Here is a 16,588-nt window from a genome sequence, read left to right on the forward strand (position 1 = left end):
GTGGCATTTGTGCCATTCCCGCTCATTGCGAATATGGCACGCTGTAGCGCTGGTATGCTGGTTCAGTCTTGAAAAACGTTGCATGGAAAGGTGGTATCCAGGTGGCAGACCCGAAGATCAAGCGTGCGCTCATGTCGGTGACCGACAAGACGGGCATTGTTGATTTCGCTCGTGCGCTGCACGAGGAGTTCGGTGTGGAGATCGTTTCCACGGGCGGAACGGCCAAGGTTATCGAAGAGGCTGGCGTTCCCGTACGTCCGATCGACGATTTGACCGGATTTCCTGAGATGATGGACGGCCGTGTGAAAACGCTGCATCCCAAGGTGCATGGCGGTCTTCTTGCCAAGCGCGACAATGCCGAGCATATGCGCCAGGCGGAAGAGCACGGCATCGGCATGATCGATATGGTCGTTGTGAACTTGTATGCCTTTGAAAAGACGGTCGAGTCGGGCGCTGAATTCGGCACCTGCATCGAGAACATCGACATCGGCGGCCCTTCCATGCTGCGCTCTGCTGCGAAGAATTTCGAGAGCGTTGTCGTGGTAACCGAGCCTGAGCGCTATGACGCCATTCTTGAAGAAATGCGCGCCAACGATGGTGCTACCACGCGCGATACCCGCGTACAGCTTGCTCTCAAGGTGTTCCAGACCACCAATGCCTACGACGGCGCCATTGCTCGTTGGTTGGGTAGCCAGCTGGGCGAGGAAGCCGAGCTTCACCCCGCACAGCGCGACCTTCACCTGGTAAAGCAGCAGGATCTGCGCTATGGCGAAAATCCGCATCAGGCTGCCATGTACTACCGCATGCCCGAGTTCGCCACCGCGCACTCCTTGGTTAACGCCGAGCAGCTCAACGGCAAGGAGCTGTCCTACAACAACATTCTGGATACGGACGCTTGCTGGGCCATCGCGCGTGAGTTCTCCGACCCTGCCGTTGTTATTTTGAAGCATCAGAACCCCTGCGGCTCCGCTACGGGCGCTACGGTCGAAGAGGCTTACGACAAGGCCTTCGCCTGCGACCCCAAGAGCGCATTCGGCGGCATCATTGCGGCCAACGTCGAGGTTTCTCTGGCCATGGTCGAGCACATCAACGAGAACAAGCAGTTTGTCGAGGTGTTGATTGCTCCTTCTTTCGAGCCAGCGGCCTTGGAGCTTTTGCAGCAGAAGAAGAACCTGCGCGTTCTGCGCACCGGCGGCGTGGATGCTCCTGCTGCCATCGAGTTCCGCAGCGTCGATGGCGGCATGCTGGCCCAGTGCGTCGACCGTGTGAACGAGCGGGTGGAAGACTTCACCGTTCCTACCAAGCGCAAGCCCACCGAGGCCGAGATGGACGAGCTTATGTTCGCTTGGAAGGTCTGCAAGGGCGTCAAGTCCAACGCCATCCTGGTCTCCAAGAACCGCGCCGGCATCGGCATGGGCCCTGGCCAGCCGAACCGTGTGGACTCTGCGAAGCTCGCATGCGAGCGTGCGCATGAGGCATGCGAGCGCATGGGCATGTCCGCCGACGGCCTTATGGCTGCATCCGACGCCTTCTTCCCGTTCCGCGACGGTGTCGACCAGCTGGCGGGCTATGGCGTGACCGCCATCATCCAGCCTGGCGGTTCCGTGCGTGACGAAGAGGTCATCCAGGCGTGCGACGAACACGGCATTGCCATGGTGTTCACCGGACATCGTCATTTCCGTCACTAAGCCGTTTCAGCAACTCGCTAGCTGAAGGCGCTGTAATCAGTTAAAGCCTGGGCGTTTTGGCGTCCAGGCTTTTTCATGCGTCCATTCTCGATGATGGCGGCAATTTCTGGTTGCTCTGTTTGCAACATTTTGATTCGATATCGTTTTCAGACAGCGCAAGGCTGCCATGCTACAATGCGCGCATGATACGTGACGAAAAACATACCATTTCAAATGACGGCGACACGCCAAGGGTCAAGCGCGGCAAGGCGCGCTCATTTGCATGGGTGCTTGTGCTTGCCATTGGCGTGGCGCTCATCGCCCTCGGCATTGCTCAGGGCGATATGCTCGATACCTGGCGCAAGGCGTCGCTTATCTGCTACGAATGCATCGGTATAGGGTAGCGCCATGAAGAAGTTTCTCCTACGTACGAAGTGCCACTTCGTTCAGCTGCTGGCCGCTCTTCTGTACAACCTTGACTTCCAGGGCATTGCCACGCTTTCGGTGGGCAAGTCTGTTACCAAGGGCGTTTGTGTTCCGGGACTGCATTGCTATTCGTGCCCGGGCGCCATAGGTGCATGCCCAATCGGCGCTTTGCAGCAATCGCTCGGCGCATCCTCGCTCAAGCTGCCATTTTACGTGGTTGGATGCCTGCTTGCGTTCGGCGCGCTATTCGGTCGCACCATCTGCGGCTGGGCGTGCCCATTTGGCTTTATCCAGGACATGCTCGATAAACTCGGCCGCTTCCTTCGTATTCCCAAGATGCGAAAGAGCGCTTTCACGCGCAAGCTCAGCTATTTGAAATATGCCGTGCTCGCGCTCGTGGTTATTGGCCCGCTTGCTACGCTGGCCATCGACGGTGTTGCCTCTCCGCTGTTCTGCACGTACATTTGCCCTGCAGGAACCATCGCCGGCGTCGCTCTTGTGTCGACAAGTCCCGACCTACAAGCCATCGTGGGTGCGTTGTTCACGTGGAAAACGGCCGTGCTTGCGGCCATTGTCATTGCGGCCATGGCAATCTATCGGCCGTTTTGCCGATTCCTCTGTCCGCTCGGTGCGCTCTACGGGTTCTTCAATCGTTTCTGCGCGCTTCGTTACGTGGTGGATGAGAATGCTTGCACGAACTGCGGAGCGTGCGTGGAAGCGTGTCGCATGGACGTTGCTCGCGTCAGCGACCATGAGTGCATCCAATGCGGAGCGTGCAAGGAATCTTGCGCATGCGGGGCCATTCGTTTCAGCGTATCGCGCTCTTCATTGAAACAACCTCCGGCCATTGCCTGCGATAATTCGGGTCAAGAAGAAGTTCAGAAGAAAGGGAAGTAGCCATGAACCGGACCACGGGGAAGCCTCTTGCCGTATCGAAATGCATCATGCTGGCCGTCTGTGCTATTTGCGCTGTGTCCGTTCTTATGATGGCGGGCTGCCAAACGCAAGGCGCGACAGATGGAAGCCAGAACACGCAAGGCTCTGTAAGCAACGGGAAAACGGCTGGCGTGGTGAAAGGAAATCCTGCTCCGGATGCTCCCTTGACCATGCCCGACGGTTCTACGAAGAATATCTCCGACTTTCAGGGCGGCGTGACTATCGTGAACTTTTGGGCAACGTGGTGCCCATACTGCATCAAGGAGATGCCCGATTTGCAGCAGATAAGGGAGAACTACCCCGATGTTAATGTGGTCCTGGTGAATTGTGGCGAGGACCAGGCTCTTGTGGTCGATTTCGTGCAGCAGCATGACTACGACTTTACATGGGCGCTTGATCCGAATTTCGAAGCTCAGACGGCCTATCCCACAAGCGGCATTCCTTATACCGTGGTGATCGATTCCGAAGGAAATGTGAGCGAAATTTTTGCAGGCTCGGGACGCGACATGTATTCTAGGTTTGAATCTGCCGTGCAGCAGGCGATAGGGTAGCTCCTTTTGCCTCGCGCTGTCATACTTGCGTTAAAAAGCTTTCATAGCGAAGCGACACGCTGCCTTGCCTACCGCTGCGTGTCGCTTTTCCGTCTGCTTGCGTTATTTTCGTCCCGTATGCACGGCAACAATGCCGCCGGCGTAGTTTTTCCAGGTCACGTCTTTGAATCCCGCTTCGCGCAGCATGGCGGCGTAATCTTTCTGGCACGGGAACGCCTTGATGGAATCGGCCAGATAGACGAAGCTTGGCGCATCGCGGGTGAAAAGCCAGCCCCAGAAAGGAATCACGACCTTCAGATAAACGTGATATAGCGCGCGCCAGAGCGCATTCGGCGGGGTGGAAAACTCGAGGCAGGCGAACGTACCGCCCGGTTTAAGCACGCGGTGCACTTCGGAAAGGGCCTTCATGCGATCGGGGATGTTGCGAATGCCGTAGGCCATGGTAACCGCATCGTAGGAATTGTCGGCATAGGGGACGTTTTGAGCGTCCACCACTTCGAAATCGAAGGGAACGCCGCAGTTCTCTCCCGCCTTGAGGCGTTCCTTGGCCACGTCGAGCATTTCGGGCACGAAGTCAGTAAGCTGGATATGGGCCGGGGGATTGCGATGCGCCGCCATGTAGCTTACGTCGCCTGTGCCGCCCGCCAAATCGAGCAAGTCGGATTCAGGGGTGAGATTGGCTGCGTCGACCGTTTTGCGCAGCCATCCTTTGTAGAGCCCGAAGCTCGAGAAGGCGTTGAATTTCTTGTACTGCTCGGCGATGGTTCCGAATATGTGCTGCACGCGTTCTTCCGAAAGGGCCGCTTCGGCTTCCTTTCCTGTCGCGGTGTCTACCGTGTGGTGGCTGGTTTCAGTCATGAATCTTCCGTCGTTTAGTTAGTGATTGTGGTCGGCGAATATAATCCGCTCTTCGATTTTTCTAAGTTCTCAGTATAGCCTAAAGCCGATGCGCTATTATGTCCGCATGCTATTGTGTGCTGAACATATCATCCCCGTCACGCAGCCTCCTATCGACGATGGCGCGGTTTTGGTGCGCGACGGGCGCATCGTTGAAATAGGCGGTGCCCAACGTATGAAATCCCGCTACCCCGAGGAGGAGGTACGCGATTTCGGCCGTGCAGCCATCATGCCTGGTTTCGTAGACTGTCATACGCATCTCGAATACACGGCATTGCGCGGTATTGTCCACGATGTCCCGTATGCCGAATGGCTTGCTCACGAACATGCCAAGGCGGACATGATGACGCGCGACGATCGCTACGATTCCGCATTGCTCGGCGGCATGGAAATGCTCTCGGGCGGCGTCACCACAGTTGCCGACTTCACGGGCACGGGCGCTTCGCGAGAGGCGGTGCGCGATCTGGGCCTGCGCTCCGTGATTTATCGCAGCGTCGGCGTTCCTGAGAAATCCAAGGTGGACAGCACCATTGCGGAGGCGGTAGAAGACATTCGTGCCTGGAGGCAGGATTCCGATTCCAACCTTACGCGTATCGGCATTGCCCCGAAGGCCCTTCATGCATGCCATCCTACGGTGTTTAGCAAGGTGAACCAGGTTGCCGATGAAATGGACCTTCCTGTTGCCATGCATGTCGCCGGTAGCTACGAGGAATACCAGTACATCAAAAACGGCTCCACGCCCCTTTCGGTGCGCGGCATTGATGCGGGGGACGACAGCCTGACCGACCGTCCCATGTGGCTTCCTACGGGGGTTACGCCGGTCAATTATGCGCTGAACTGGGATGCGTTCCGCAGCAAAGACGTTCTTGCCGTACATTGCGTCCATGTTGATGACGATGACATTGCCAAGTTGAAGGAATACGACGTCGCCATTGCCGTCTGCACGCGATGCAACGCGCAGCTCGGCATGGGCCTTGCCCCTCTGCAGCAGTTCTTGCAGGCGGGTATCCGCGTTGGTCTTGGCACCGATTCCCCGGCGGCAACGGATACGTCCGACATGTTCACGGAAATGCGCCTCGCAACGCTGATTCATCGTGCGGTCGATCGCAGCTATTTCTTGAGTGCCTCTACCATGCTTGAGCTTGCCACCATCGGCGGCGCACGAGCCCTTCGCATGGATGACGAAATCGGCAGCCTTGAGCCCGGTAAGCGCGCGGACGTAATTGTCGTCGATCTTTCCGGATCTCGCCAGACTCCGCTTGTCGATCCCGTTACGGCGGTTGTCACGGGCGCCGCAGCTGCAGACGTCGTATTCACCATGGTGGAGGGCAGCGTCTTGTACGAGCGCGGCGGCATCTGGAACCTCAAGGTCGATCCCGTCGAGGTTGCACAGCGCGGCATTCATATTCGTGGAAAGCTGAGAGATTAGCATGGGACAGAAAATGACGGCCAAACAACGCGCCGCGCAGGTTGAAGCTGCCCGCAAGCGCGAAGAGGCCGAGCGTAAGCGTAGGGAGCGCGCCGCCCGTACGAAGAAGATTTTCACGGTTGTGGTGTGCATCATCCTCGTTCTGGCTCTGGGTATTCCCACGGTCGCCATTATGGCGATGGGTGGGGCGTCGTAGAGCTCGTCTATAGCATTTTTGTAAAACCCCGCTTTGTGCTCAAGGCGGGGTTTTTTCGCGTATGATTGCGCGTGTTCAAGGCGACAATCATGTCAGAACGCATGTCGAAAGGAGCCTCATGGCATTTCGGTCTTCGATAGCCGCTGCATTGGGGAAAAGCGCCCACTGGGCGGGGGAAACGTTTATGCATCGTTCGCCGGGCAACCTGCCCGGGGTTCTTGCCATGAAGGCGGCGCCGCTTGTGCTGTGCGATTTGGCAAAGAAGGTCGATACGGTCGTGGTGGTATCGGGGACCAACGGCAAGACCACCACGACAAACCTCGTTGCCGACTGCTTGGCAAAAGCCGGTCGTCCTTTGCACTGTAATCGCGACGGCAATAATCTCGAGTCTGGCGTTGTGACCGCCTTGCTCGTTCGTCCTGAAATGCAGCATGCTCAAGGCTGCCAGGAACAACCCGTCGCTTGTTTCGAATGCGACGAGCTTTACACGAAATATGTTCTGCCTCGCGTGAAGCCACGCTTTTTCATGCTGCTCAACCTGTTTCGCGACCAGCTCGACCGTGTCGGAGAGATTGACAACGTGCAGCAAACTATCGCGCGTGCGCTGGAGGCAACGCCCGATACCGTCTTTCTCTATAACGGCGATGATCCCCTGTGCGCATCCATCGCCGATCGCATTCCCAACGAATCAATGGCGTTCGGCATTGCTTGCGATATGAAGCTTGACGGCGATCGCATAAGCGACAGCCGCTTTTGTCAAAAGTGCGGAGCAGCGCTCGAATACGAATACGTGCACTACGGTCAACTCGGCGCGTATCGTTGTCCTGAGTGCGGATGGCGGCGTCCGGAGCTTTCGTTCGCGGCGGAGCATGTGCGCATGGAAGAAGACGGGCTTGTCTTCGATATAGACGGGCATGAGGTTCGTACGGGCCAAATGGGCACATACATGATTTACAACACGCTTGCGGCGTATGCGGCGTCGAAGGTCTCCGGCCTGGTTGAGTTCGACCAGTTCGAACAGGCGGTTGAGGCGTATCGCCCCACGAACGGCCGTTTGCAAACGTTTACGCTTGGCGACCGCTCGGTCATGACCAATCTTGCCAAAAATCCTACGGGGTTCAACCAGAATATTCGCATTGTCTTGAACGAGGGCGGGCATGTTCTTGCGCTTTTCGTAAACGACGAAGAGGCTGATGGCATTGACGTGTCGTGGTTCTGGGATATCGATTTCGAGCGATGGTCGGAAATCGAGGGGCTGAAGGCCTTCGTTGGCGGTTCGCGCGCCAACGACATGCAGGTTCGTTTGAAATACGCCGGAATCAAGGCGGATATCGTAAAGAATGCGGCCGACGTGCTCGAGCGAACCGAAGCAGGAGACGGCAAGGTGTACGTCATCGCGAACTACACGGCACTGCCTCCGCTTCGCCGAGAGCTCGAGGCTATGCAGAAAGAATGGGAGAACTAGTCGTGAAACCATTGAACATCGTGCACCTCTTCCCAGAGCTTTTGAACCTTTACGGCGACGGCGGCAACGTCATGACGCTTCGTCGCCGCTGCGAGTGGCGCAACATTCCCGTGCAGGTCACCGAAGTAGGAATGGGCGATTCCATCGACTTCTCTTCTGCCGATATCGTTTTCATCGGCGGCGGTGCCGACCGCGAACAGCTCATCGTGAAAGATGCCATGATGAGCCGCAAGGCCGACCTTTCTTCCTACGTCGCCGACGCCGGCGTGCTTTTGGCCGTATGCGGAGGATATCAATTCCTGGGCCACCATTACGCCATGGATGACGTGGTGGTGGACGGCTTGGGAATCGTCGACATGGAGACTGTGCGAGGCGAGGGCCGCTTGATCGGAAACGCCGTCGTGCAAAGCGACATTTCTGACATTCCCGTGGTCGGCTTCGAAAACCACGGGGGCCGCACCACGCTCGGATCGGGCGTTGCTCCCTTCGGGCGGGTGCTCGCGCAGACGCGCGGCAACAATGGCGAAGATGGAGGGGAGGGCGTTCATCAGGACAACTTGATCGGAACATATCTCCATGGTCCGCTTCTGCCCAAGAATCCGCAGGTTGCAGACCACCTGATTTCTCGTGCCCTCGAACGTCGCGGCGATTCTGCGGAGCTTGCGCCGCTTGACGACGCGGTTGAGCTCGAGGCGAATCGTATCATGCTCCATCGCTTAGGCGTTTTCTAGCGTGGCAGGAGGGCTCCTCGCCTTCCTGAACGCCTGAACCTTCTTTTTTGGATGTGAGATGGTTTTAACGCAAGGGAAACAAGGGCCGCTTCGCTAACATGATATGCTCTTACTTTAGCGCGATGGAGTGTATCCGATGCGTGCGATTTTCGTGGCATAAGGCGCGGCATCGCCCTCGCCTTTTTCGGCGTCTCGGCCTCTACGCGCGACCACAGTGGGAAGGATACTTTCTATGATCGATACCAAGCAGTATGTCATCAAGCAGATCGAGGAGCGCGATATCCGCTTTCTCCGTCTTTGGTTCGTCGACATTCTGGGAAACCTCAAGAATATAGCCATTACCCCATCGGATATCGACACGGCATTCGAAGAGGGCATCGGATTCGATGGGTCGTCCATCGACGGGCTTGCATGCGTCCAGGACAGCGACATGCTGGCTCATCCCGAACCTTCCACGTTTCAGGTGCTTCCTTGGCGCCCGAGCAATAATGGCGTTGCACGCATGTTCTGCGACATCTACACGCCTGACGGCGAGCCCGCTCGTGCCGATTCCCGCCATATCCTCATGAAGATGCTGAAAAAGGCCTCGAACCTCGGGTATGCAGTCAACGTCGGCACGGCCGTGGAGTATTTCTGCTTCAAGGATTCGACGTCTCCCGATCCGATCGACAGGGGAGGCTATTTCGACCTGGCGCCACTTGATAATGCGGCCGATCTTCGTCGCGATACGGTTTTGACGCTTGAGCAGATGGGCATTCCTGTCGAATATTCCCATCACGAAGCGGCTCCGGCGCAGCAGGAGATAGATCTGCGCTACTGCGACGCCCTTGCGGCGGCCGATGCTGTGATAACGGCCCGGCTGGTCATCAAGGAGACAGCGTACGCCCAGGGGTTGCATGCAACCTTCATGCCGAAGCCTCTTGAAGGGTGTCCCGGCAGCGCCATGCATGTGCATCAGTCTCTTTTCGACGAAGGGGGCAATGCTTTCTTCGATGCGAACGACCCGGACGGCTACGGCTTGTCCAGTGCTGCGAAAAGCTATATCGCCGGCCTGCTGAAGTACGCTCCTGAATACATGCTGGTCACAAACCAATTCGTGAATTCCTACAAACGTTTCGTTCCCGATCTTGACGCTCCCTTGCATGCGTGCTGGGGTCAGGCCAATCGTTCGGCCATGGTTCGCGTGCCGCGCTATAAGCCGACGAAGGGTTCTTCGACGCGCGTCGAGGTTCGCAGCGTCGATTCGGCCGCGAATCCGTATTTGGCGTTCGCGGTGATGATTGGCGCCGGCCTGCGGGGCATGGAAGAGGGGCTGGAGCTTCCTGCGCCCATTTTGAAAAACGCCTTCGCGCTCTCTTCGTCCGAGCGCGAGGAGATGGGGCTTGTTCCCCTGCCGTCCGATTTGTCCCGTGCGGTGGACGCTTTCGAGCAATCCGAGCTCATGCGCGAGGTCCTGGGGGATTCTGTGCATTCGTACCTCGTGAAAACGAAGAGGGCGGAATGGGAAGAGTACCGCGCTCACGTTACTTCGTGGGAAATAGACCGCTATCTCGCAACTTTGTAGGAGGAGCGCATGCATTCGAAGACCATTATTGTTTCGTGTGGAGATGCCGTTACCCCCGAACGAGCTGCGACGCTTTTCTCGTCGATGGACGCGGACGTGCGAGCGCTCAAAGTGCCACCCAACCAGGCTCTCGATGCCATGAGGGGCGCATCGTTCGATATGCTTTTGATAGACGATTCCGACGGGTCGTGCGATTTGGCAGAGGTGGAGGCGGCCCTTTCTCGCGGAGGCAGCACAACGGCGCTGTTCGTGGTGATGGAAGGGGGCCGTGCCGCTTCAGTGCGCCTCCCCGTCCAGATTCCCTTTGATTTCGCATGCGAGTACGCCTCCGATGACGAGGTAAAAGTGCGTTGCCGCAGATTGTTGTGGCCAGGTGAGATGACCTCCGACGCCGATTTCGTTCATGTGGGGTCCATGACAATCAATCTTGCCACATATCAAGTCAAAGTTGCGGGGGAGCCGGTCGACCTTACATTTATGGAATATGCGCTGCTTGCGTTCTTGGTGACGCATCCGGGCAGGATTTATTCGCGCGAGGTTTTGCTTTCGCAGGTGTGGGGCTTCGATTATTACGGCGGAACGCGCACGGTAGATGTGCATATCCGTCGCCTGAGGGCGAAGCTCGGCCCTGAAATGGCCCAACATATCGAAACCGTGCGAGGTGCGGGGTATCTCTGGGAGAGCTAGTCGGTCTCTGCTTTTGCCGAATCGGTCCGCCTCGTTGCTTGGGAGCCTGTGAACGAATCGAATCTGATGGTTTGATTCGTTCGCAGGCTCCTTTTCATGTTCGGGCAGGCGGCGTATTTCCTCTTTGTTTCCGAATGATGTGCGCCATGTTACCGGCGTTTCTTTTTCGTTACGTCTTGCATACCGCAGTGTTAAACATACCCTTGACCAGGAGTTACTTCAGGTTCTTTTCCCATAATTGCCTTGTTGTCAAGCGAAGGGAGAAGATGTGTACGATGAAGGAACGAGTGCATTCATGATGGTATGCACCATGCTTGTGTTTCTTATGACCCCTGCTTTGGCGTTTTTTTACGGCGGTCTTTCACGTCGTAAAAACGTGGTGAACACCATGATTATGGCGTTCTCGGTCATCGGAATCGTCGGCGTTTTGTGGGTCGTGCTCGGTTGGTCTCTTGCCTACGGAGGTGACGGGTCGTCGCCGTTTTTCGGAGGGTTCGACCAGCTGATGTGTTCGGGCGCCTTGTCCGAGGCTGTGTCCAATGCGCCGCTGGAAGATGCATCGTATCCGGGCGTAGTGGATATGGCGTTTCAGCTTGCTTTTGCAGCCATAACTGCAGCCATCATCACCGGTTCTCTTGCGGGGCGTATGAAGTTTGTTGCGGTGATCGCTTTTATAGCTATATGGTCTGTGGTGGTTTATGCGCCGCTTGCCCATATGGTCTGGGGCGGAGACGGCAGTTTTATCGGCGATAGGATCGGCGCCCTTGATTTCGCCGGCGGAGACGTCGTTCATATCTCCTCGGGCCTTACCGGTCTGGTTCTTGCCGTTCTTCTTGGGAAGCGCCGCGGTTTCGGCATGATGGCGTATCGTCCCCATAACGTTCCGTTCGTACTTTTGGGCGCCGGTCTTTTGTGGTTCGGTTGGTTCGGCTTCAATGCCGGCTCTGCTTTCGCCGCCGATGCCGTTGCCGCGCTCGCTCTGCTCAATACCATGGTTGCTCCTGCGGCAGCGATGCTCGCGTGGATGTTGGTCGAAGCCGCCCATACGCGCAAGGTGACCCTTGTCGGCGCGTGCACGGGAGTCGTGACCGGCTTGGTTGCCGTTACGCCCGCCGCTGGATTCGTCGACGTGTGGGCCGCTGTTGTCATGGGCGTGGTTACGGCCCCTATCTGCTACGCGGCCATTGCGTTTCTTAAGCCGCGTTTCGGATACGACGATGCGCTTGACGCTTTCGGGTGCCATACCGTCGGCGGTATCGTAGGCGGCCTTTTGACGGGCGTGTTCTGCGTTCCCGAGCTGTCCTGGACCGAAGTGGGCGGTCTTTTGTACACGGGCGATCCGTCCCTGCTGGTTTCTCAGCTGCTCGGCATTCTCGTCACTATAGCCTTCGTGGCGGTTGCCACGCTGGTCATTGGGTTCGTGCTGAAGGCGGCGTTTCACGGGCTGCGCGTGGACGCTCGCGAGGAAGGGGAGGGCTTGGATGCCCGCCAGCATGGCGAGAGCGCCTATCCGTCGTTCAACGGTCTTGATTAGTCGACGCTGTTAGAAGACAAGTGCGAGTGTTTGGTTGAAGAGAGGAAACGCAATGAAGAAGATAGAGGCAATTGTCCGCCCGACGAAGCTCGAGGCGCTTAAGGAGGAGCTGCTGAGCGCAGGGCTGAAGGGAATGACTATCTCTCAGGTGCAGGGATGCGGGAAGCAGCATGGCTGGAAGGAGTACTACCGAGGAAGCGAGGTTCTCGTGAATATGCTTCCGAAGGTCATGGTGTCGGTTGTCGTGGACGATGCGCAGGTGAAAGAAATGGTGGAGGCCATATGCCGCATCGCCCGCACCGGCGATGTGGGGGACGGGAAGATTTTCATTCTTCCCGTTGAAGATGTGGTTCGCATTCGTACGGGGGAAAGAGGGTCTGCTGCCGTGTAGCGGACGGACGGAAGCCACGCACTATAGCACGAAAAGCCTCTTGCTTCATGGTGAAGCCGTGATTTCAATCTGGCGTTTCGAAGGATTAAAAATGGAGAGGGTTCTGCGCCCTATTGGCGCGGAGCCCTCTTCGTGCATGTGGTAAGATTACGCAGTTAATCTACGAGAGTTTGAGAGGTTGGCTGTGTTCGGTATAGGTGGATTCGAGCTATTCCTTATCTTGCTGTTCGGGTTCCTGATTTTCGGCCCTGACAAGCTTCCCCAGCTTGCCAAGACCATCGGTATGGCAGTTCAGAAATTCCGTAGCGCGCAAGACGAGATGAACAAGGTCGTTAAGACCGAGATTTACGACCCTGCGAGCGACAAACCCGTGAAAAACCCGCTTGACGCTATCGACAAGGACAACAAGCAGAAGGTCGAGAAGAAGGAGTCCTTCGCCGCTCGTAAAGCGAAGTACGACAAAGAGCGCGAGGACAAGAAGAAGCGCGAGGCCGCTAATGAGGCTGCCAAAGAAGTGCGCGCCGCCGCCGCTGCGGAAAAGCAGGAGGCTGCGGAAAAGGCCGCCGTGGCCGGAGCTGCTGTCGCCGCCGCAAAAACCCCTTCCCAGGTTCATGAAGATGTCATGAGCGCGCGCAAGGAGGCAACTGCCAAGGTTGCTGCGGAGCAGGAGGCGAAAAAGGCCGCTGACAAAGACCTTGCTGACGAAATCTTCGGTGCAAAACCCGCCGTGAAGAAGGCTGCGAGAACGCAGGACGCCTCCGATGCCGCATCCGGTGCTTCCGCGAACGATGCTGCTCAGACGTCTGATTCGGTCAAGAAGGAGGACAACTAATGCCTATCGGTCCGGCGCGTATGCCCCTTTTCGATCACCTGGGCGAGTTGCGCATGCGCCTTGTCCGTATTGTGGTCAGCCTGTTTATCGCCATGTGCATCTTCTACATGGCAACGCCCACGATCATTCAATTCATGTGCCTGCCGGTGTACGATTATCTGCCGAAAGACGCAACAACGGGCGCCATAGCCTTGAACGTCTTTGACGTCTTCGGGTCGTTCACCATTCGTTTCAAGGTGGCGCTATGGACGTCTGTCGTTGCCTGCATGCCCATTATCTTGTGGCAGATTCTGGCGTTTTTCTTGCCCGCGCTTAAGCCGAGTGAGCGTAAATGGTTCATTCCTACGTTTGCTGCGGGTGTGGCGCTGTTTATCGGTGGTACCGTGTTCTGCTACGCTCTGATCCTGAACCCCGCAGTGCAGTGGCTGACCGATCAGGCGAACGGCTTTGCGAACATCTTCCCCGATGCTAAAGCGTGGATCGACGTCATTATCAACTTCGAGCTTGCTTTTGGTTTTGCCTTCGAGCTGCCCCTGGTGGTCTTCTACCTGGTGGTCTTCGAGATTATCCCGTATGCAAAGCTCCGCAACTCCTGGCGTACGGTCTACATTGTTCTCATGGTCATTTCCGCCATGGTCACGCTGGATGCTTCGCCGGTCACCATGCTCATGATGTTTGCGGCGTTGCTTATGCTGTATGAGGTCAGCCTGCTTGTCGCTCGTTTGGTGCTGGGCAAGCGCGTGAAGGAGCAGAAGGAAGAGGCCGAGCGCGAAGCTCGCGAAGAGGCCGAATGGCAAGAAGAATGGGGCCAGAAAAAGGCTGCCATTAAAAAGCGCCTTTCTGACGATTAACGACTCAACTGACGGACGAAACGTCTGGCAGGTACGGTGTCAAACGGATGTAGCAACTATTGCGGCCTGGTTCGTTTTCGAACCGGGCCGTTTTGCTAGCGGCACGTCTTCACACCTGCTTCGTGGCTGGCAAATATGGTCAAGGCGGGCTCGAGAAGCCTGTTGCGCGGAGATTCGGTTCGGATACTGAATGCTGCACAGGTGCGGTCTCGTTTCTGCGATAGGATGTCTTCGCATAAGAAGTTGCTTTTGAACGAAGGAGCTTGCCCGTTGGGGGGAAGGAACTCGTTCGGTCGGTTGCTCTCCGAAAGCAGCGGATGCTTTCAGGGCGCGAAGGGGCGTCTTTGTCATATGTTGAACGCGTCCATCCGCGAAAAGCGTGTGCTTCACATCGCTCGGACACGAAAGGATAAGCATGCACGAATTGGGTATTATGACGGGCGTTGTCGAGAGTGTGAGTTCGGCGGCGCGCGCGAACGGCGCAACCCGTGTGCTCAAAGTCTCGCTTTCTGTTGGGGAGATGACCGAGGCAATCGAAGATGCGTTGCAATTCGCTTTCGAAGTGCTGTGCGAAACGGAGCCGTTGCTCAAAGATGCCAAGCTTGAAATTACCATGGTAGAGCCAAAGAGCCGCTGCCTTGATTGCGGAAAAGAATTCCGCCACGATCGCTTCCATGTGACCTGTCCCGAATGCGGCGGGTTTGCTGAACTGATAGAAGGCAAGGATTTGCGCATAGAGAGCATCGAGGTTGACCTTCCCGATGACGAAGAGGACGCCGGAGCGAACGCGCCTTCTGGCGAAGACTAAGCAGGCAGTCGAGGCGTCTGGCATGTTGCCGGACCGCGAGCATCGAAGTGCTTGCGCGACGCGCGCAGCAAGGAATAGATGGTAGGAGGAACCATGAAGATAGATTTGAAGCAGCCTATTCTCGATAAGAACGATCGTCTTGCGGCCGATAACCGTGTGTTGTTCAAGGAGAAGGGCGTGTTCGTGCTCGACCTTCTGGCGAGTCCTGGCTCTGGCAAGACGTCCACTATTCTTGCGACGATCGAAGCGCTGCGCGACGAATACAACATCGCCGTCATCGAAGGCGATATTGCCAGCAACGTCGATGCCGAACGCATCAGTGCGCAGGGCATTGCGGCGGTGCAAATCAACACGGGTGGCGCGTGCCATCTCGAAAGCGACATGATTCGCCGCGCTGTGGATGCGCTCGATCTTGACAACCTCGATCTGATCATCGTGGAAAACGTAGGCAACCTGGTGTGCCCGACCGATTTCGACTTGGGCGAAGGTGCTAAGGTCATGATTCTGTCGGTGCCCGAAGGCGACGATAAACCGCTGAAATACCCCGGCGTATTCCAGGCATCCGAGGCCATCATCTTGAACAAGGTGGACACCATGGAGGTGTTCAACTTCAACGAGCAGGCATTCCGCGATGCGGTGACGCAGCTCAATCCCGCGGCTCCGATTTTCCCGATTTCCGCCACCAAGGGTGCCGGCGTTGACGAATGGGCCGACTGGTTGCGTGCGAAAATCGAGGCGTTTCGCGCATAGGACGAATTGTCGGCTCAAGATAACGCCAAAAAAATGGGCGGGAACGGTGCGGCTGCCGTTCCCGCCGTTTTGTTTCGTCTTCTGTGAGTTGCTAGAACGGCAGAGCCATGTCGAAGAACATCGCCGTCGCATAGCCGAGGATTGCACCGATAGCGGTAAAAGCGATTCCAATTCCCAAGGCGCGTGTAGCTGCTTGCCAGAGCGGTTTGTTGCTGTAGGCTTTCTTCATTTTCGCCTGGCGCCTGACGGCGCGCTCGGTGCGATTCGTCCTGTCTACGGGCTTGCCCTTTTGGAAGGCGAGAATTTCACGGTACGTCTGCACATCGTTTTCGACCTTTATGCGTTCGAGTATCACGGACACCACTATCGAGGCGGCCCAGGGCGCCAATCCCAGCAGAATCCCAAGAGGTCCCCACAATGCTATACCTGCCAGGGCGAACGGAATCATGAGTACCAAGAGGGCGGACATGGTTATGGCGAGCGTGCGCATCCTCTTTGCATCGGCCGATGCTACGGTATTCTCCATCATATCCAGGTCTCCTTTCACGAGCACGTCAATTGTCGTGTCGAAAAGGATGCTGAGCAGCAGCAGGCTTTGGATGTCGGGGTATGTCTTGTCCGTTTCCCAGTTGGAGATGGTCTGGCGCGATACGTAGATGCGCTCGGCAAGCTCTTCCTGTGAAAGCCCCATGTCGGTACGCCGTTTCTTGATCTGGTTGCTGATGTCCATGCAGTTCCTTTCGACGGTCTGTAGCGTACGAAAAGATGCCGATCGCTGCCGCTAAAAGGCTTTGACATGCTTTCTATCAGGTGTTTTAGGAGACCGAAAAAGAAAATCGACTGGTGTCGGGCTCTTTGCCGCGTGCGTTTTGC

The 16,588-nt window shown here is 56.8% G+C and carries 18 protein-coding genes; 16 read left to right on the top strand and 2 right to left on the bottom strand.

What is annotated here, in order from left to right; translation table 11 throughout:
• Positions 1-101: 101 nt before the first annotated feature.
• The 4 genes from purH to HMPREF9451_RS00395 all read left to right on the top strand — a co-directional run bounded on the left by purH (position 102) and on the right by HMPREF9451_RS00395 (position 3,580).
• A complete protein-coding gene (gene purH, locus HMPREF9451_RS00380) occupies positions 102-1,688 on the top strand; it encodes a bifunctional phosphoribosylaminoimidazolecarboxamide formyltransferase/IMP cyclohydrolase (protein ID WP_009138315.1) in 1,587 nt (528 codons plus the stop codon).
• 182 nt (positions 1,689-1,870) lie between these two features.
• Positions 1,871-2,071: a CD1871A family CXXC motif-containing protein gene (locus tag HMPREF9451_RS00385; RefSeq protein ID WP_009138316.1), complete on the top strand. Its 201-nt coding sequence runs from the start codon at positions 1,871-1,873 to the stop codon at positions 2,069-2,071.
• A gap of 4 nt (positions 2,072-2,075) precedes the next feature.
• The gene (locus HMPREF9451_RS00390; RefSeq protein WP_009138317.1) at positions 2,076-2,990 is read left to right on the top strand and encodes a 4Fe-4S binding protein; all 915 of its coding nucleotides are present in this window, start codon (positions 2,076-2,078) and stop codon (positions 2,988-2,990) included.
• Positions 2,991-2,992: 2 nt separating this feature from the next.
• On the top strand, positions 2,993-3,580 hold the full coding sequence (locus HMPREF9451_RS00395) for a TlpA family protein disulfide reductase (RefSeq protein ID WP_009138318.1): 588 nt from the start codon (positions 2,993-2,995) through the stop codon (positions 3,578-3,580).
• Positions 3,581-3,682: 102 nt separating this feature from the next.
• Here the strand turns inward: HMPREF9451_RS00395 and HMPREF9451_RS00400 are convergent, their stop codons facing one another.
• A complete protein-coding gene (locus HMPREF9451_RS00400; protein ID WP_009138319.1) occupies positions 3,683-4,438 on the bottom strand; it encodes a class I SAM-dependent methyltransferase in 756 nt (251 codons plus the stop codon).
• An 88-nt stretch (positions 4,439-4,526) separates the two neighbouring features.
• Between HMPREF9451_RS00400 and HMPREF9451_RS00405 the strand changes: the two genes are divergently transcribed.
• The 12 genes from HMPREF9451_RS00405 to hypB all read left to right on the top strand — a co-directional run bounded on the left by HMPREF9451_RS00405 (position 4,527) and on the right by hypB (position 15,715).
• A complete protein-coding gene (locus HMPREF9451_RS00405; protein WP_009138320.1) occupies positions 4,527-5,906 on the top strand; it encodes an amidohydrolase family protein in 1,380 nt (459 codons plus the stop codon).
• Positions 5,907-5,919: 13 nt separating this feature from the next.
• Positions 5,920-6,102 (top strand): CASC3 protein CASC3, encoded by a 183-nt coding sequence (locus tag HMPREF9451_RS00410; RefSeq protein WP_232204078.1) that lies wholly within the window; start codon positions 5,920-5,922, stop codon positions 6,100-6,102.
• Positions 6,103-6,220: 118 nt separating this feature from the next.
• Complete coding sequence (locus HMPREF9451_RS00415) at positions 6,221-7,567, top strand: Mur ligase family protein (RefSeq protein ID WP_009138322.1); 1,347 nt, start codon at positions 6,221-6,223, stop codon at positions 7,565-7,567.
• Positions 7,568-7,569: 2 nt separating this feature from the next.
• Positions 7,570-8,298, top strand: coding sequence for a type 1 glutamine amidotransferase (locus HMPREF9451_RS00420; protein ID WP_009138323.1), 729 nt, complete (start codon positions 7,570-7,572; stop codon positions 8,296-8,298).
• 232 nt (positions 8,299-8,530) lie between these two features.
• The gene (locus HMPREF9451_RS00425; RefSeq protein ID WP_009138324.1) at positions 8,531-9,862 is read left to right on the top strand and encodes a glutamine synthetase family protein; all 1,332 of its coding nucleotides are present in this window, start codon (positions 8,531-8,533) and stop codon (positions 9,860-9,862) included.
• Positions 9,863-9,871: 9 nt separating this feature from the next.
• Positions 9,872-10,549 carry a winged helix-turn-helix domain-containing protein gene (locus HMPREF9451_RS00430; protein WP_009138325.1) on the top strand — a complete coding sequence of 226 codons (678 nt, stop codon included), beginning with the start codon at positions 9,872-9,874 and terminating at the stop codon, positions 10,547-10,549.
• A 268-nt stretch (positions 10,550-10,817) separates the two neighbouring features.
• The gene (locus tag HMPREF9451_RS00435; RefSeq protein WP_009138326.1) at positions 10,818-12,083 is read left to right on the top strand and encodes an ammonium transporter; all 1,266 of its coding nucleotides are present in this window, start codon (positions 10,818-10,820) and stop codon (positions 12,081-12,083) included.
• A gap of 52 nt (positions 12,084-12,135) precedes the next feature.
• The gene (locus HMPREF9451_RS00440; protein ID WP_009138327.1) at positions 12,136-12,474 is read left to right on the top strand and encodes a P-II family nitrogen regulator; all 339 of its coding nucleotides are present in this window, start codon (positions 12,136-12,138) and stop codon (positions 12,472-12,474) included.
• Between the two features lie 184 nt (positions 12,475-12,658).
• Positions 12,659-13,306 carry a twin-arginine translocase TatA/TatE family subunit gene (locus HMPREF9451_RS00445; protein ID WP_009138328.1) on the top strand — a complete coding sequence of 216 codons (648 nt, stop codon included), beginning with the start codon at positions 12,659-12,661 and terminating at the stop codon, positions 13,304-13,306.
• The gene (gene tatC / locus HMPREF9451_RS00450; protein ID WP_009138329.1) at positions 13,306-14,157 is read left to right on the top strand and encodes a twin-arginine translocase subunit TatC; all 852 of its coding nucleotides are present in this window, start codon (positions 13,306-13,308) and stop codon (positions 14,155-14,157) included. The genes HMPREF9451_RS00445 and tatC overlap by 1 nt, the downstream gene beginning before the upstream one ends.
• Positions 14,158-14,572: 415 nt before the next feature.
• Positions 14,573-14,965: a hydrogenase maturation nickel metallochaperone HypA gene (gene hypA, locus HMPREF9451_RS00455; protein WP_009138330.1), complete on the top strand. Its 393-nt coding sequence runs from the start codon at positions 14,573-14,575 to the stop codon at positions 14,963-14,965.
• A gap of 93 nt (positions 14,966-15,058) precedes the next feature.
• The gene (gene hypB, locus HMPREF9451_RS00460; RefSeq protein ID WP_009138331.1) at positions 15,059-15,715 is read left to right on the top strand and encodes a hydrogenase nickel incorporation protein HypB; all 657 of its coding nucleotides are present in this window, start codon (positions 15,059-15,061) and stop codon (positions 15,713-15,715) included.
• 91 nt (positions 15,716-15,806) lie between these two features.
• Here hypB and HMPREF9451_RS00465 read toward each other — a convergent pair whose 3' ends face one another.
• Positions 15,807-16,445: a helix-turn-helix transcriptional regulator gene (locus HMPREF9451_RS00465; RefSeq protein ID WP_009138332.1), complete on the bottom strand. Its 639-nt coding sequence runs from the start codon at positions 16,443-16,445 to the stop codon at positions 15,807-15,809.
• Positions 16,446-16,588 lie beyond the last annotated feature (143 nt).

Source organism: Slackia piriformis YIT 12062 (assembly GCF_000296445.1).
Taxonomy (GTDB): domain Bacteria; phylum Actinomycetota; class Coriobacteriia; order Coriobacteriales; family Eggerthellaceae; genus Slackia; species Slackia piriformis.

Bases quoted from the DNA above. Each gene is read 5' to 3' on its own strand.
- HMPREF9451_RS00410 (WP_232204078.1), top strand. From the start codon at position 5,920: ATGACGGCCAAACAACGCGCCGCGCAGGTTGAAGCTGCCCGCAAGCGC.
- HMPREF9451_RS00385 (WP_009138316.1), top strand. From the start codon at position 1,871: ATGATACGTGACGAAAAACATACCATTTCAAATGACGGCGACACGCCA.
- HMPREF9451_RS00425 (WP_009138324.1), top strand. From the start codon at position 8,531: ATGATCGATACCAAGCAGTATGTCATCAAGCAGATCGAGGAGCGCGAT.
- HMPREF9451_RS00465 (WP_009138332.1), bottom strand. From the start codon at position 16,445: ATGGACATCAGCAACCAGATCAAGAAACGGCGTACCGACATGGGGCTT.
- HMPREF9451_RS00440 (WP_009138327.1), top strand. From the start codon at position 12,136: ATGAAGAAGATAGAGGCAATTGTCCGCCCGACGAAGCTCGAGGCGCTT.
- HMPREF9451_RS00405 (WP_009138320.1), top strand. From the start codon at position 4,527: ATGCGCTATTATGTCCGCATGCTATTGTGTGCTGAACATATCATCCCC.
- HMPREF9451_RS00395 (WP_009138318.1), top strand. From the start codon at position 2,993: ATGAACCGGACCACGGGGAAGCCTCTTGCCGTATCGAAATGCATCATG.
- tatC (WP_009138329.1), top strand. From the start codon at position 13,306: ATGCCTATCGGTCCGGCGCGTATGCCCCTTTTCGATCACCTGGGCGAG.
- hypA (WP_009138330.1), top strand. From the start codon at position 14,573: ATGCACGAATTGGGTATTATGACGGGCGTTGTCGAGAGTGTGAGTTCG.
- HMPREF9451_RS00415 (WP_009138322.1), top strand. From the start codon at position 6,221: ATGGCATTTCGGTCTTCGATAGCCGCTGCATTGGGGAAAAGCGCCCAC.
- HMPREF9451_RS00400 (WP_009138319.1), bottom strand. From the start codon at position 4,438: ATGACTGAAACCAGCCACCACACGGTAGACACCGCGACAGGAAAGGAA.
- hypB (WP_009138331.1), top strand. From the start codon at position 15,059: ATGAAGATAGATTTGAAGCAGCCTATTCTCGATAAGAACGATCGTCTT.
- HMPREF9451_RS00390 (WP_009138317.1), top strand. From the start codon at position 2,076: ATGAAGAAGTTTCTCCTACGTACGAAGTGCCACTTCGTTCAGCTGCTG.
- HMPREF9451_RS00430 (WP_009138325.1), top strand. From the start codon at position 9,872: ATGCATTCGAAGACCATTATTGTTTCGTGTGGAGATGCCGTTACCCCC.